The organism is Marinomonas gallaica (assembly GCF_049821165.1).
In the GTDB taxonomy this organism is placed as follows: Bacteria; Pseudomonadota; Gammaproteobacteria; order Pseudomonadales; family Marinomonadaceae; genus Marinomonas; species Marinomonas gallaica.
In genome coordinates, this window is record NZ_CP187511.1 from 2,886,710 (window position 1) to 2,901,270 (window position 14,561).

The 14,561-nt window shown below is 44.7% G+C and carries 19 protein-coding genes; 2 read left to right on the top strand and 17 right to left on the bottom strand.

What is annotated here, in order from left to right:
• Window positions 1–65 precede the first annotated feature (65 nt).
• The 6 genes from ACPUEK_RS13670 to zapE form a co-directional block, all read right to left on the bottom strand.
• Window positions 66–851, bottom strand: coding sequence for a cytochrome c1 (locus ACPUEK_RS13670; RefSeq protein WP_211564834.1), 786 nt, complete (start codon window positions 849–851; stop codon window positions 66–68).
• The gene (locus ACPUEK_RS13675; RefSeq protein WP_231872640.1) at window positions 851–2,086 is read right to left on the bottom strand and encodes a cytochrome b; all 1,236 of its coding nucleotides are present in this window, start codon (window positions 2,084–2,086) and stop codon (window positions 851–853) included. Before ACPUEK_RS13675 ends, ACPUEK_RS13670 begins: the two co-directional genes overlap by 1 nt.
• A complete protein-coding gene (gene petA / locus ACPUEK_RS13680) occupies window positions 2,086–2,682 on the bottom strand; it encodes a ubiquinol-cytochrome c reductase iron-sulfur subunit (RefSeq protein ID WP_067037568.1) in 597 nt (198 codons plus the stop codon). Before petA ends, ACPUEK_RS13675 begins: the two co-directional genes overlap by 1 nt.
• A 198-nt stretch (window positions 2,683–2,880) precedes the next feature.
• Window positions 2,881–3,273, bottom strand: a complete 393-nt coding sequence (gene rpsI / locus ACPUEK_RS13685) for a 30S ribosomal protein S9 (protein WP_067037566.1) — start codon at window positions 3,271–3,273, stop codon at window positions 2,881–2,883.
• A 15-nt stretch (window positions 3,274–3,288) separates the two neighbouring features.
• Window positions 3,289–3,717: a 50S ribosomal protein L13 gene (rplM, locus tag ACPUEK_RS13690; RefSeq protein ID WP_067037564.1), complete on the bottom strand. Its 429-nt coding sequence runs from the start codon at window positions 3,715–3,717 to the stop codon at window positions 3,289–3,291.
• 160 nt (window positions 3,718–3,877) lie between these two features.
• Entirely contained in the window at window positions 3,878–4,987 is a 1,110-nt protein-coding gene (gene zapE, locus ACPUEK_RS13695; protein WP_067037562.1) for a cell division protein ZapE, read from the bottom strand.
• A 130-nt stretch (window positions 4,988–5,117) separates the two neighbouring features.
• Here zapE and ACPUEK_RS13700 point away from each other — a divergent pair, with 130 nt between their 5' ends.
• Window positions 5,118–5,561, top strand: coding sequence for a ZapG family protein (locus tag ACPUEK_RS13700; protein ID WP_425641082.1), 444 nt, complete (start codon window positions 5,118–5,120; stop codon window positions 5,559–5,561).
• 69 nt (window positions 5,562–5,630) lie between these two features.
• Here ACPUEK_RS13700 and ACPUEK_RS13705 read toward each other — a convergent pair whose 3' ends face one another.
• On the bottom strand, window positions 5,631–6,392 hold the full coding sequence (locus ACPUEK_RS13705) for a Nif3-like dinuclear metal center hexameric protein (RefSeq protein ID WP_425641083.1): 762 nt from the start codon (window positions 6,390–6,392) through the stop codon (window positions 5,631–5,633).
• Here ACPUEK_RS13705 and ACPUEK_RS13710 point away from each other — a divergent pair.
• On the top strand, window positions 6,391–7,452 hold the full coding sequence (locus tag ACPUEK_RS13710; protein ID WP_425641084.1) for a S1C family serine protease: 1,062 nt from the start codon (window positions 6,391–6,393) through the stop codon (window positions 7,450–7,452). The two genes, ACPUEK_RS13705 and ACPUEK_RS13710, sit on opposite strands and share 2 nt — an antisense overlap.
• 4 nt (window positions 7,453–7,456) lie before the next feature.
• On the opposite strand, the gene ACPUEK_RS13715 is transcribed toward ACPUEK_RS13710, so the two are convergent.
• The 10 genes from ACPUEK_RS13715 to ACPUEK_RS13760 all read right to left on the bottom strand — a co-directional run bounded on the left by ACPUEK_RS13715 (window position 7,457) and on the right by ACPUEK_RS13760 (window position 14,530).
• Window positions 7,457–7,993 carry a hypothetical protein gene (locus tag ACPUEK_RS13715; protein ID WP_425641085.1) on the bottom strand — a complete coding sequence of 179 codons (537 nt, stop codon included), beginning with the start codon at window positions 7,991–7,993 and terminating at the stop codon, window positions 7,457–7,459.
• Between the two features lie 12 nt (window positions 7,994–8,005).
• Entirely contained in the window at window positions 8,006–9,316 is a 1,311-nt protein-coding gene (gene hisD, locus ACPUEK_RS13720) for a histidinol dehydrogenase (protein ID WP_425641086.1), read from the bottom strand.
• Window positions 9,317–9,319: 3 nt separating this feature from the next.
• Entirely contained in the window at window positions 9,320–9,958 is a 639-nt protein-coding gene (hisG, locus tag ACPUEK_RS13725; RefSeq protein WP_067037548.1) for an ATP phosphoribosyltransferase, read from the bottom strand.
• A 1-nt stretch (window position 9,959) separates the two neighbouring features.
• Entirely contained in the window at window positions 9,960–11,222 is a 1,263-nt protein-coding gene (murA, locus tag ACPUEK_RS13730) for a UDP-N-acetylglucosamine 1-carboxyvinyltransferase (RefSeq protein ID WP_067223228.1), read from the bottom strand.
• 18 nt (window positions 11,223–11,240) lie between these two features.
• On the bottom strand, window positions 11,241–11,477 hold the full coding sequence (locus tag ACPUEK_RS13735) for a BolA family protein (protein WP_067037544.1): 237 nt from the start codon (window positions 11,475–11,477) through the stop codon (window positions 11,241–11,243).
• Between the two features lie 109 nt (window positions 11,478–11,586).
• Window positions 11,587–11,859, bottom strand: a complete 273-nt coding sequence (locus ACPUEK_RS13740; RefSeq protein ID WP_067100342.1) for an STAS domain-containing protein — start codon at window positions 11,857–11,859, stop codon at window positions 11,587–11,589.
• A 1-nt stretch (window position 11,860) separates the two neighbouring features.
• Window positions 11,861–12,487, bottom strand: a complete 627-nt coding sequence (locus ACPUEK_RS13745; RefSeq protein ID WP_067223232.1) for an MlaC/ttg2D family ABC transporter substrate-binding protein — start codon at window positions 12,485–12,487, stop codon at window positions 11,861–11,863.
• Window positions 12,487–12,948 carry an outer membrane lipid asymmetry maintenance protein MlaD gene (gene mlaD, locus ACPUEK_RS13750; RefSeq protein WP_067223235.1) on the bottom strand — a complete coding sequence of 154 codons (462 nt, stop codon included), beginning with the start codon at window positions 12,946–12,948 and terminating at the stop codon, window positions 12,487–12,489. Before mlaD ends, ACPUEK_RS13745 begins: the two co-directional genes overlap by 1 nt.
• Window positions 12,949–12,950: 2 nt before the next feature.
• A complete protein-coding gene (gene mlaE / locus ACPUEK_RS13755; RefSeq protein ID WP_067037536.1) occupies window positions 12,951–13,733 on the bottom strand; it encodes a lipid asymmetry maintenance ABC transporter permease subunit MlaE in 783 nt (260 codons plus the stop codon).
• Complete coding sequence (locus ACPUEK_RS13760; protein ID WP_231872641.1) at window positions 13,733–14,530, bottom strand: ATP-binding cassette domain-containing protein; 798 nt, start codon at window positions 14,528–14,530, stop codon at window positions 13,733–13,735. The genes mlaE and ACPUEK_RS13760 overlap by 1 nt, the downstream gene beginning before the upstream one ends.
• Between the last annotated feature and the right edge of the window lie 31 nt (window positions 14,531–14,561).

The following is a 14,561-nucleotide window of genomic DNA, read 5'->3' on the forward strand; positions in this document are numbered from 1 at the left end:
TTAACAAACTATTGTGTAAATGTCCCTCCATAGGAGGGACATTTCGAGCAAAACTCAGCTGTTCATTAGTGAATTTCACGCCAATATTCTTTGTTCAATAGGTATGCGAATATACCAAACAGAACAATGAATAGTAACACTTTTATGCCTAATGATTCAGCCTGTAGACGGCTTGGCTCACCCATATATACTAAGAAATTTGTAACGTCGTAAGCAACTTGGTCAAATTCCTCTTCGGACAATTGCCCTTCAGTCTTTTGAACCACAACGTTACATTGCTCTTCAGTTAAGATATCACCTGTAAGTGTATCAAATTTTGGCTTGCCATGCTCATCCAAAGATGGTGCTTGTGCGCACGTCATGTGACGCACACCTTGTAGATGCTCAAGTACGTTCGGCATCCCCACACTCGGGAAGATCGTATTATTCACTCCCCATGGACGAGTCTCATCTTCATAGAACGATTTCAGGTATGTGTATACCCAATCATGGCCGCGCAGACGCGCCTCAAGCGTTAGATCTGGAGGTGTCGCACCAAACCAGTTCTTGGCATTGTCGGCATCCATTGAATTCGTCATCAATTCGCCAATCTTCTTACCAGATGGCAGAAGGTTTTGCTCAAAGATATCTGCTGGAATACCTAAATCTGTCGCGGCACGTTCATAACGGGCGTAACCCATTTCGTGACAACCGGCACAATAGTTAGTGAAAACCTGCATACCGCGCTGTAGAGACGCTTTGTCATGCAAATCTGGAGCCATATGCTCTAAGTGAACCGCAGAACCACCAGATGCGAAAGTCATCGCTGACGCAAACACTAGCGCCACTGTTGCGAACATCTTTTTCATCATTACACCCTCTCCGGAACTGGTTTAGTACTTTCCCATTTTGTATAGAAAGGCATCAAAATGAAGTATAAGAAGTACACTAGTGATGCAATTTGCGCGATCTTAGTACGGCTCTCAGTTGATGGCAGTACACCTAATACACCCAAAGTCACGAAACTAATACAGAACAAGATTAGGGCAACTTTACTCATCCACCCTTTATAAAGCATCGATTTAACCGGGCTACGATCCAACCAAGGCAACACAAACAGAATGGCAATTGCACCGCCCATTGCAACTACGCCCCAGAACTTAGCATCCAGACCAAATAGCGGGTACGTTACCGCACGCAAAATGGCATAGAACGGCGTAAAGTACCAAACAGGCGCAATATGCGCAGGTGTCTTCAACGCGTTAGCCGCTTCAAAGTTAGGCTTCTCAAGGAAATAGCCACCCATTTCAGGGAAGAAGAAAATTACACCACAGAAGACAAATAAGAACACTGCCACACCCACAATGTCATGCACTGTATAGAAAGGGTGGAATGGAATACCATCTAAAGGAATGCCGTTTTCATCTTTATGCTTCTTGATATCAACACCTTTAGGGTTGTTTGACCCCACATGATGAAGTGCTAACAAGTGCAATACAACCAAAGCAACCAGCACCAAAGGCAAGGCAATGACATGCAAAGAGAAGAAACGGTTCAATGTGATACCTGAGATCAAGTAATCACCACGGACCCATTGCGCTAGGTCTGGACCAATCACTGGAATGGCACTGAACAAAGAAATAATTACCTGAGCACCCCAGTAAGACATCTGCCCCCATGGTAACAAGTAACCCATGAACGCCTCAGCCATTAACGCTAGGTAAATCGCCATGCCAAACAACCACACTAATTCACGCGGTTTTTGGTAAGAACCATACAAAAGGCCGCGGAACATATGCAGATACACAACCACGAAGAACGCTGACGCACCAGTTGAATGCATGTAACGAATTAACCAACCATATTCTACATCACGCATGATGTATTCTACCGAAGCAAACGCCCCTTCAGCCGATGGGTTATAACTCATCGTCAACCAAACACCCGTAAGCAGTTGATTAACCAATACCAGCAAAGACAACACACCAAACAAATAGAGAACGTTTAGATTCTTAGGTGCGTAGTATTTGCTCATGTGCTTTTCGAAGGCTTGAGTCACTGGAAGACGAGCATCCACCCACGCCATGAAGTTTTTCATAACAGCCATTACGCGTTACCTCCAGTATCGACACCAACTTCAATGACCGCATCACTAAGGAAACGGTGCGGCGGCACAACAAGGTTAGTTGGCGCAGGGACTCCTTTGTAAACTCGGCCTGCAAGATCAAAACGGGAACCATGACATGGGCATAAAAAACCACCCAACCAGTTCTCCCCAAGATCTTCAGGGGCAACTTCTGGTCGATAGGTAGGAGAACAACCAAGATGGGTACAAATACCTAACAAAACAGCGAACTCAGGATTGATTGAGCGATATTCGTTTTGCGCGTACTCTGGCTGTTGCTCAACAGCAGATACTGGATCCGCTAATTGGTCATTTAATTTGGACAGATCTGCAACTGTTTCCTTAGAACGACGAACAACCCATACAGGCTGACCACGCCACTCCACGATCATTTGCTGACCAACTTCTAATTTACTAATATCGGCCTTCACCGGTGCACCAGCCGCTTTCGCTTTGGCACTTGGATTCCATGAGGCAACAAAAGGCGTTGCAATCCCTACTGCACCCACTGCGCCAATCGCGCTGGTTGCACCCAGTAGAAATCGACGACGGCCTTCATTCACGCCGCTTTGACTCATTATGGTTCTCTCCCACCAATTTACTGTCAACGAGTTCAAACCCATAAAAACAATAAGGATTTGAATGCTTTAAAGGATGGTATGGGAAAGGCATTTTGTAGACAAGGCAACATTTTTGCACAATCACAAAACACTGATTTGAGACATAAAAAAACGCCTGCGATGCAGGCGTTTTGAAAATACGAAGCGTAGTAGAAATTAACGCTTAGAGAACTGAGGACGACGACGTGCTTTACGTAGACCGACTTTCTTACGCTCAACTTTACGAGAGTCACGCGTAACGAAACCAGCAGCACGAAGGCTGCGACGTAGTGTCTCATCGTATTGCATTAGCGCACGAGTAATACCGTGACGGATAGCACCGGCTTGACCAGAAATACCACCACCGCTTACAGTAACGTATACGTCGAATTTTTCAGTTGCATCAACTAGTTCTAGTGGCTGACGAACAACCATGCAAGAAGTTTCGCGACCGAAGTATTGCTCTAGAGAACGGTTATTGATAACTAGGTTACCAGAACCCGCTTTAAGAAATACACGAGCAGTAGACGTTTTACGACGACCTGTTCCGTAGTATTGAGTAGCTGACATATTGACCTTCCCGTATTAGATGTTAAGTTCTTGTGGCTGTTGAGCTGTGTGCGGGTGATCTGTACCAGCATACACTTTCATTTTCTTGTGCATTGCACGGCCTAGAGGACCTTTAGGCAACATACCTTTAACAGCGATTTCAAGAACGCGTTCTGGAGCGTGATCAATCAACTTCTCAAAGCTCATAGAACGTAGGCCACCTGGGTAACCAGTATGACGGTAGTAGTTCTTATCAGCAGCTTTGTTACCAGTTACACGTACTTTCTCAGCGTTGATTACAACAATGTAGTCGCCAGTATCAACGTGAGGAGTGTATTCTGCTTTATGCTTACCGCGTAGGCGACGAGCAATTTCTGTAGCCAAACGACCAAGAGTTTTGCCTTCAGCATCAACCACGAACCAGTCGCGGCGTACTTCAGCAGGTTTTGCAGTAAAAGTTTTCATTAAAAAACCCTTTATCATTTACATGCGAGTGCGCATGTCAATACCTATTATTATTGGTTATGAAGTCACAAAATGATTTCATAACGTACACATACTCAATTTCAGAGCGCGCGAATTATAACCAAAGACACGGTAAAACTAAAGCATTTTAATAAGCTAATTACGGTCGATGCTCAAGTGATAGGTATTCTTCAGACTGCATTTCGAGCAGTCGACTCACCGTTCGATCGTATTCAAATGCCAAGCGCGTCCCTTTATAAATATCAGCAATGCCGACCTCAGAAGAGATAATGACTTTTACGTGACGATCGTAAAACTCATCAATCAGATTGATAAAGCGGCGCGCCATATCATCGCGAGACGAATCAAACTGCGGCAAATCAGAAATAATGATCGTTGAGTATTGCTTCGCAATTTCAATATAATCTACCTGACTACGCGGACCATCACACAACGCTTTAATATCAAACCAAGCAACATCATCATAACTTCGCAAGAGAGGGATCATTCGCCCTTCGATCTCAACGCCCCCACCTTCATCAACATTATTACGATTCACTACCAAACTCAAAAAACGCTCAGATAATGCATTTTGCGATTCTTCTGACAAAGGAAAATGATACAACTTTGCTTGCTTCAATGTGCGTAAGCGGTAGTCCACACCACCATCAACATTCATTACCTTAGTATGCTTATTGACAAGATCAATGGCAGGTAGGAAGCGTGCGCGCTGCAAACCGTTTTTATAAAGGCCATCAGGCTCAATGTTAGACGTCGCAATCAACACTGTACCGTTGATAAACAACTGCTCTAAAAGACCAGCCAAAATCATCGCATCGGTAATATCCGTTACAAAAAATTCATCAAAACATAACACCTGAGCCTTTTCAGAAATTTGCTTACCAACAATTTCCAGCGGATTTTTAGTATCATTTAGCTTACGCAGCTCTTGATGAACCATCTGCATAAAACGATGAAAATGTAAGCGCATTTTGCGCTCTATCGGTAGACACTCATAGAAGGTGTCCATCAAATACGTTTTACCTCGGCCAACGCCACCCCAAAAATACAAACCTTGCTCAACTTTAATCTCAGGTTGCTTTTTCTTAAAAAAACCAAACAGAGATTTCTGTGGTTTAACGACACTTGATCCATTTGCGACAATACGCTCATACAAATCTTGTAGGGCCTGCACAGCTTCCTCTTGCGCTGGATCATAATTAAAGTCTGGACGCTCTAAGTCTTCCTGATATTTCGATAACGGGGTCATTGTCTGGGAATACACCATTGCATGTTAGATTGCGACATCTTACCAAATTGATACAGAAACCTCACTATTCCCTATATTTCCTATGGTGTATTTCCGTTATAATTATCGGAGCTGTTTTTGGGAGTAAACCATGGAACTAGAAGTATTCGATATTATCGTCTTTGTTACAGGCATCATTATTGGTTTTGCTGGCGCATTGACTTTCCGCTCACTTAGCAAAAAAGGCTCGAGCGATAAACACCGCTCTGCCGGCGCAACCATTGAAGCTTTGCAGCAAGAACTAGAACGACGCCAAGTATTGGCTGATGATCATTTTTTACAGCTGCATGCGCACATCTCTGCTGCAGAGAAAAAGTTAGCTGACGCTCGTAAAGCCGTACTAGAAGGCGCTTCATCATTGGCGACCGTTGAACTAGAAAAACCGGAAGAGACTAAAGAGACCGATTCGGACTCAGAGTTCACCACTGCGCCACCGCGAGATTACGCTGCCAAAGAATCTAGCGATGAGGGCACACTTAGTGAAAGCTATGGCCTGCACCGCAACGCCTCTGAAGAACCAAGCCGCGCTATTTAATTAAAGTTTTGTTGCTAACAGCTAAATCTATACCCATAAAAAAGCCTGCTTTAAGCAGGCTTTTTTATGTTAAGCAGGATTTGGAATATCAATAAATTCGCAGTCAACCCCCCACTCCTCTTGAATGTATCCAGCTAATGCACGTGGACCAAAACATTCTGTCGCATGATGACCTGCAGCACAAAAATGAATACCTTCTTCACGGGCTGTATGAATCGTTTTTTCCGACACCTCTCCAGTGATAAAGACATCCGCATTCGCTGCCAAAGCTTTATCTATATACCCCTGAGCACCGCCAGTACACAACGCCACCTCAGTAATTAGATCCTCAGAGACCGCTTCAAACAAAACCTCACGCCCTACAGCGGTTTCAATTTTCGCCTTAAAATCGGCTGGAGAGACGCCCTCATGAATTCGGCCAACAACGCCAATGCTTTCCTCCAATGGCTTTTCCTTCTCAAGAGGCCTCAACTCCATCAACCCAAGCGCACGCGCCAAACCGGCATTATTGCCTGCCAGTAAGCTCGCATCCATTGGCAAATGATAACCAAACAAATTAATATCATTTTTTATCAAGGCAGAAATACGGCGATACTTCATACCAACAATTTCTTCACTTTCGCCTTTCCAGAAGTAACCATGATGAACAATAATGGCATCGGCTTGCTTATCAATTGCGGCCTCAATTAAGGCCATAGAGGCCGTTACACCCGTTACAATCTTGTTAATCTCTTGTTTGCCTTCCACTTGTAAACCATTAGGCGCATAATCCTTAAAGACTCGCGGCCGATAGAGTGCCGTCAACTTTCTTTCAAGCTCTGTTCTATTCATGAAAACTCCTAATGCATTAAATATCTTAACAAACCGTAATAGCCTCGTCTGGGGACTATTAGGCTTGTGGCTTGGCACTATTCTATTATTTATTCAGCATTTTCAAAATGAAGGCTCGCAAAATTTTGCCAATGCTGCTGCAAAAACCGCCAATTCAGTGGTAAATATTTACACTTTCTCCAATCAAGATTCACCCTTCGATCACACCAGTAAGCAAAAAATCACCAATCTTGGCTCAGGCGTTATTATCACCAATGATGGCTATATCTTAACGAACCATCATGTTATCCAAGGCGCCAGCACTGTGATTGTCTCACTAAACGATCAACGACAGACAAGAGCACGACTTATTGGAAGTGATCCTGCGACAGATCTAGCCGTATTAAAGGTTGAGCTAAGTGATCTAACCCCAATTCATTTGGGAAACAGCGATCGCATCCGTGTCGGGGATCAGATTCTCGCCATAGGCAATCCATTTGGCATCGGCCAAACCGTCACTGCGGGCATCATCAGCGCAAAAGGTCGTGACAGCATAGGCCTTAACACCTATGAGAACTTTATTCAGACAGATGCAGCCATCAATCCTGGCAACTCCGGTGGCGCCTTAGTAGATCTAAAGGGCAAACTTGTTGGCATTAGCTCAGCAATATATTCAAGCTCCGGTGGCTCACAAGGCATAGGCTTCGCTACCCCCATCAATGACGCCATCAGCATTATGCAATCCATCATTAAGCATGGCAGTGTCGTTCGAGGCTACCTTGGCTTACAAGTACAAGAAAACAATACTCAAGTCGCTATTGCGCTAAATTTACCTACTGCAGAAGGGCTCATTGTCACAAGCGCTGTTCCAGAAGGCCCGGCAGACAAAGCCGGACTTCGAGCTAGAGATATTTTGATTGCTATCGACGATCATACCGACCTCAGTGCACACAACGCACAGCAGCTAGTTTCAAGCTTAACACCCGGCAAACGCGTTACAATTAAAGGTATCCGAGGTACGCAAAGCTTTATAACGAAAGCCTTGGTAGAGAAACTGCCTGCGATGCAGGCAGTTGAATAATCTATTACTGATTAAGGTTCGCTAAACTTGTTTCAATATTGCTTCCAGCAATTCGATTTGCCACTAAAGCCAAATAGGGACTTAAGAAGCCAGCATCCAATTCACCTTCAATGACCCATTGCAGCTGAGTTTGACCCGTATTTGAAGTCGTAATCATTAGCGAATTTGGGATTGGCTGTGTTTTCTGATTTGGCTGAACAGTAAACTCAATTGAGTTACTGGAAACCGAATCAATCACTATTGAACCCTGTTTCGTTGTCTCATCATCATAAACAATCAAATAACGATCACCTGAGGCTAATGCTTGAGAACCCTCTTTAAGCACTAAGTGCCCTGATTCAATATGCATCCATTCAACCCATTCAGCGGGGTTATATAAACGTTCTTGCAGCAGATCATATTTGGCACTGGAAACAGTAACGTTCCGTTCAATTCGATAGTCAGCAGGCAGAAAAAAACCCACAGCAACGGCCACTAATATAATGACAGCTGCAATGCGGGTTATATATCGCAGTGACACAAGCGCTTGTGTTGGCTGCACCGATTCTACCCCTTAGGCTTTATCGATCATACGGAACTCAGCGGAAAGAGCGTGCGCCTCAAGTGACTCGCCACGAGCCAACGGAGAGGCAATTTTCGCCATTTCACTAGCACCTTCATGTGAACAGAAGATGATTGAGCTACGTTTTTGGAAATCATAAACACCTAATGGCGAAGAGAAACGTGCTGTACCTGATGTTGGTAGAACATGATTTGGACCTGCACAGTAATCCCCTAACGCTTCTGGCGTATAACGACCCATAAAGATCGCACCAGCGTGTCGAATTTTACCGACCCATTCTTCTGGGTTTGCAATAGACAATTCCAAATGTTCTGCAGCGACGATGTTAGCCACTTCTACCGCTTCTTCCATCGATTCAACATGGATCAAAGCACCACGGCCTTCCAAAGAGGTTTTTATGATCTCTTGGCGCGACATGTCATCAATCTGACGCTCCATCGAGGCTTTTACTTTCTCAATAAAAGCAGCATCTGTGCTGATCAGGATAGATTGCGCATCTTCGTCATGTTCAGCTTGCGAAAACAAGTCCATGGCAATCCAATCTGGATTAGAATCACCATCACTTACCACAAGAATTTCAGATGGACCGGCAATCATATCAATACCAACAGCACCAAAAACCATGCGTTTAGCAGTTGCCACATAAATATTGCCAGGACCTACAATCTTATCAACTTTTGGTACCGTTTCCGTGCCGTAAGCCAATGCGGCAACAGCTTGCGCACCGCCCACAGTAATCACACGATCAACCCCTGCCACATGCGCAGCGGTTAACACGATATCATTTACTTCACCGTCCGGTGTCGGTACGACCATAACGATCTCACCCACTCCAGCAACTTTTGCCGGCATAACGTTCATCAAGACGGAAGACGGGTACGCTGCTTTACCGCCAGGTACGTAAACACCCACACGATCTAACGGCGTAATTTGCTGACCCAATATCGTGCCGTCTGCTTCTTCGTATTGCCATGAAGGCTGAACTTGACGTTCGTGGTAGCTCTTAACACGCTCAGCGGCCTGCTTTAACGCATCTACAATTTTGCTATCAACACGCTCAGCCGCTTGCGCCAACTCATCGGCTTCAATGACAAGCTCTGCTGCACAAGAAACCGTTCGACGGTCAAACTTATTCGTCAACTCAATCAATGCCGCGTCCCCCTCAAGGCGAACACGGTTGACAATCTCTTCGACACTTTTCTGAACTCGCGTATCCGAGACACTTTCCCATGACAGCAATTGCTCTAGGTCTTTACGGAAATTTGCATCTTTTGATGAGAACTGTCTGATATTTAATTGCATAACTTATACCTCAGCAGACACTGCACCGTTCAACATATCTAGAATAGGCTGAATGTGCTCATACTTAGTTTTGTAAGCAGCTTTGTTCACTACAAGACGCGTACTGATATCAGCAATCAAGTCTCGAGCCTCAAGGCCATTTGCACGCAGTGTATTACCAGTATCGACGATATCAACGATCAAATCTGCTAGCCCCATTATCGGTGCCAACTCCATTGCGCCATAAAGCTTTATGACATCCGCCTGAATACCTTGCTCAGCAAAATACGCTTTTGCCGTTTTGGTAAATTTAGACGCAACCTTCAAACGGCGGTTAGGCAATTCTTGGCCCTGAACACCTGCCGTCATCAAACGGCACTTGGAAATCTTCAAATCCAAAAGTTCATATAGGTTGCTAGTATTCGCTTCCATCAACACATCTTTACCCGCAACACCAAAGTCCGCTACACCATGCTCAACGTAAGTTGGCACATCTGTTGCTCGCAGGATCACAAGTTTAATATGCTCATGATTAGTGTCGAAAATAAGCTTACGGCTTTTGCTAATATCTTCCAGAGGAAAAATATTCGCTTTCTCAAGCAGAGGAAGCGTTTCTTTTAAAATGCGCCCTTTCGATAGCGCTATCGTTAAGGTTTCGCTCATATTAATTCAGAACCCTTGAAATCTTCGCACCCAATGCACCCAGTTTTTCCTCGATGCACTCATAACCGCGGTCGATGTGATAAATTCGATCGATCTTTGTTTCGCCTTCAGCAACCAGCGCTGATAACACCAATGAAGCTGACGCACGTAAATCTGTCGCCATCACAGGCGCACCTTGCAATTTTTCTTTACCACGAACAATTGCCGTATTGCCATTCACTTCAATGTCTGCCCCCATGCGCATCATTTCATTGACATGCATAAAGCGATTTTCAAAAATATTTTCAATGACACTGCCCACACCGTCTGCAACAGCATTAAGCGCCATGAATTGTGCTTGCATATCCGTCGGAAAAGCCGGATAAGGCGCAGTTGAAATATTCACTGCTTTTGGTCGACGACCCTCCATATCCAACTCTATCCAGTCATCACCACAGGTAATCTTGGCACCCACTTCTTCAAGTTTTGCCAGCACAGCCTCTAAGCTGTCTACATCGGTATCAATCACGCGCACTTTACCGCCCGTGATCGCACCAGCGACTAAGAATGTTCCTGTTTCAATTCGGTCAGGCATAACTGAATAGGTTGTACCAGACAAACGCTCTACACCTTCAATAGTAATAGTGTCAGTACCATGACCCGTGATTTTTGCCCCCATCGCAATTAGACATTCAGCCAAATCAACAACTTCAGGCTCGCGAGCAGCATTTTCAAGAACCGTGGTTCCTTCTGCCAAGGCCGCCGCCATCAATAGGTTTTCGGTCCCCGTCACTGTCACTTTGTCAAAGAAGATACGAGCACCTTTTAGACGACCATCAACTTGCGCAATAATGTTACCGTTATCAACCACAATTTCCGCACCCATCGCTTCTAGACCACGAAGATGCAAGTCAACTGGACGACTACCGATGGCACAACCACCAGGCAGGGATACCACTGCACGACCAAAGTGAGCGACCAATGGACCTAACACCAAAATTGATGCACGCATTGTTTTCACTAGTTCGTAAGGAGCCTCACAGTTATCCAGCGAGGATACATCAAGCTCTACATTCATACGTTCATCTACGACAACGCCACACCCCATTGAACCTAAAAGCTCTAACATTGTGGTAATGTCATGCAAATGTGGCAAGTTACGGATCGTAATAAGATCCTTGGTTAGTAATGTAGCAGCAAGGATTGGTAGGGCAGCATTCTTTGCACCTGACGCACGCACAACTCCATTAAGAGTGTTACCGCCAGTAATCAGCAATTTATCCATTTACATCTCTCTTAGATTTTAAAGACTTTCAAACTGAACTGGCGTGTAGGTTTTCATGGTTACCGCATGGATGGCACCCGATGAAATAGCGTCTTGCAGATGAGAATAAACAAGCTGTTGTCTTTTAACGGTATTTAGACCTTCAAAGGCCTCCGCTACAACAATAATTTGGAAATTACAGCCTTCACCTAGAGAGGTTACTTGGCTACCTTCAATTTTCGATTCTAATAAAGCTTTCACTTCGGAGGCGTTCACAAAAACTCCAATATTTATTCAATGTTCTATGCGGGTATTGTACCTTACCCAATCATCTTTTTGTCAGCTTTATAACGCAAAAACAGGAGTTTCCTCCTGCTTACGATTTCTATGCAAACTGAAAGATGCACTCGACACCATAGAGTTTTAACATTTCTCGAAATTCTTCTCGACATCCTTTTAATGTCAAGGAGTCGCTGTGCCGCCTTATCTCAATCATCAGCGCGATGACGGGAGCATTAATTGACTTCAACTCAGACAAATCAAGAACACCATCTTGCTGGGTCTCTTGTCGCATCAACTTTTGCTTAATCTTTAATAAGCTGTCAGCTGTATAATGCCCCTCTAAACGCCACCCCTGATTTGAGGAGTGCATTTCCATATTATTCTTCTCCGCTCGAAGCCAGTGACGCCTGCCAAGCCGCAATCGCCTGATCAATATCATTACCATTCTGCTGCATCATAACGCCAAACTGTTTGCGAAAGGTTAGGCCGAAATTAATGTTATTGATAACAACATTACTGAGCACCCAGTCATCATCAGACTTAGGCTCCATGTAGAACGCAATATCCACTGGGCTGCCATCACTCAGCTGAAACTTAGCATCCACTCGAACTTCTTTACCTGGCTTTTGACGCGCCAAAGGCAGCACAGTTAGTCGCTCTGGATCAAAGTCGATGACTGCCGCACTGTAAGTTCTTAACAACGTACCTTCGGTCACTTCAACAAAATCGGATATTTGCTGCGCAGTGGCACGACGATAATATTTGCCCATGACTTTTTTAGCTAAATCATCAAAATCCACCACCGGCGAAATAATCTCCTGCATAGTAGAGCGAAGCTTCTGAGGATCGACCGATAACTCTTCACGCTGATCAACGATCTTTGTTTTGAAGTCATTCACAACACGCAAGACCTCTGAACGAGCACCTTCAGGATTGACCGCCGCAAAGGCCGCTGATGAAAGCACCATCAATACACTTAATAAACCCAAAATAAGTTTACGCATTAGCTGTCACTCCCCGCATTCATTAAAAATTGGCCAATTAGGTTTTCAAGTACCAATGCAGATTGGGTATCATAAAGTTCGCCACCGTCCTTTAGAACCTCTTCTTCTGCACCAATAGAAATACCTAGATATTTCTCACCGATCAACCCGCTGGTCAAGATAGCCACGGAGCTGTCTGTCGGAATATTATCAACCTCTGAGAAAATGGTCATTACAACCTTAGCCATATAATATTCTTTGTCGTACTCAATACTCTCAACTTGGCCCACTGTCACACCTGCGATGGTCACCTTAGCACGATCAGTTAAACCACCAATGTCGTCAAATCTAGCCTGAATCGTGTAACCTTGAGTTTTATCATTAAACGCGAGCCCACTTACCTGCATTGCAAGATAAATAAAGGCCGCTACGCCTAAAAGCATAAAGATGCCAACTAATAAACCGGCTTTCTTATCCTTCATCACTAAAAATCTCCAAACATCGCTGCTGTTAACAGAAAATCTAAACCTAATATTGCCAATGACCCCATCACAACCGTTCGAGTGGTTGCGCGCCCAATACCTTCAGACGTTGGCTGACATACATAGCCTTGATACACCGCGATCCAGACAACGGCAACAGCAAATACAAACGACTTGATAACACCGTTCATAATATCTGTATCAAAAAAAACTGATTGCTGCATACTCGCCCAGAAAGAGCCTTCATACACACCTAACCAATGCACTGATACCATCATACCCGCCCAAATACCTACAGCAGAGAAAATCAACGCTAAAATAGGCATACAGGTGATACCAGCTAAAAGACGAGGCGCAATGACTCGACGCAGTGGGTCAATCCCCATCATTTCATAACTTGATAACTGTTCAGTGGCTTTCATAAGGCCAATTTCAGCCGTTAATGCTGAGCCAGCTCGCCCCGCAAACAACAACCCAGTCACGACAGGCCCAAGCTCTCTTAGAAGCGTTAGCGCCAACAATTGACCAACCGCCGATTCTGAACCATAACTGGTCAAAATACTGTAACCCTGAAGCGCCAACACCATACCTATGAAAGCCCCAGATACAATGATGATCACCAGTGACAAAACACCGACAGAATACACTTGGCGGACATACAATCGAACGGCTTCCCCCCATCGAACAGGCAAACGAAACAACGATTGAAAAAGAAATATGCCAGACTGTCCTAACGATTCAATAAAGCCATAGACACCAGCAAACAAATTTTTAACCAATCCCATCAATTACGCTCCAACAGCTGCTCGCGATATTCTTGCGCGGGATAATGAAAAGCAACCGGACCATCAGCATGCCCTTGTAAAAACTGCACTACACGCTCATCTGTCGATGAACGCACTTCTTCTGGTGTGCCCGATAAGATCACCGTACCGCCAGAAAGCAGACATACATGATCTGCAATACTGAGCGATTCCTCTACATCATGGGATACCAACACGCTGGTAATGTTCGCAGCGCGATTGAGTCGCTGAATTAACTCCACCAGCACACCTTTTGAAATAGGGTCTTGACCGGCAAAAGGTTCATCATACATAACTAGGTCAGGATCTAAGGCTATGGCACGAGCGAGAGCCGCTCGACGAGCCATGCCACCAGATAACTCAGAGGGCATTAAATGTGCCGCACCACGCAATCCGACGCTTTGCAGCTTCATTAGCACAATATCGCGGATCATGGTTTTATCGAAATTAGTGTATTCTTGCAGCGGAAGCGCCACATTTTCAAAGACACTCATGTCACTGAATAATGCGCCACTTTGAAACAACATCCCCATTTTGCGACGCGCTTCAAATAATTCTTTGCGGGAGGCTTGAGCAATATTCACACCGTCGACAGCAACCGTCCCGCTGTTTGGCATCACTTGACCACCAATCAGTCTAAGCAGTGTCGTTTTACCTACGCCACTCGGCCCCATGACAGCGGTAATTTTTCCTTTGGGAATCTGTAAGGTAACATCGTCATAAATGGCACGACCACCCCGACTAAAGGATAAATTCTTAACGTCAATATATACTTCCACAGACGACTCCCTATAACAAAATCGAACGGAT